Here is a 429-nt window from a genome sequence, read left to right as displayed (position 1 = left end):
GGCTCGCCCACGTCGCCCGACGCGCCGTCGGCGCACGTGCGACCGGCCTGGCTGCCCGGTGCGGACGAGCAGTCCGCAACGCCGGCGCCGCCCGCAGGCTCGCGCGGCGACGCGTGGCGCCGCGCGTGGGGTCTGCCGCCCATCGAGACGACCGACGACCAGGAGGAGGGCCGATGAGCACCCGCCCGACGACCCGCCCCGCCCGCACCGCCGCCGTCACCCCCGCCCGCGACGCCCGCCCGGTGCACGAGGCCGACCTCCCCGGCGACCGCGCCACCCGACGCGCTGAGGCGACGGCGACCGGGGGCCGACGGTCGAGCGCGGGTCGCCGCGGTGTCGCCCCCGTGCTGCGGCGCACCGTCCCGGGCGTCGTCGCGCTCGCCGTGCTGGCCGGCTGCGCCGCCCCGCCCTCGGAGCCCGCGCCGGACC

General features: G+C 82.5%; 1 protein-coding gene. It reads left to right on the top strand.

Features of this window, described 5'->3' with window-relative positions; translation table 11 throughout:
• Window positions 1-173: 173 nt before the first annotated feature.
• Window positions 174-429, top strand: a 256-nt coding sequence (locus CTKZ_RS21945; RefSeq protein ID WP_200829891.1) for a hypothetical protein, incomplete at its 3' end; no start/stop codon positions are given.

Source organism: Cellulomonas algicola, assembly GCF_003851725.1.
GTDB classification, from domain to species: domain Bacteria; phylum Actinomycetota; class Actinomycetes; order Actinomycetales; family Cellulomonadaceae; genus Cellulomonas; species Cellulomonas algicola.
Note: the sequence above shows the minus strand (reverse complement) of the source record. Positions and strands in the feature narration are given on the sequence as shown.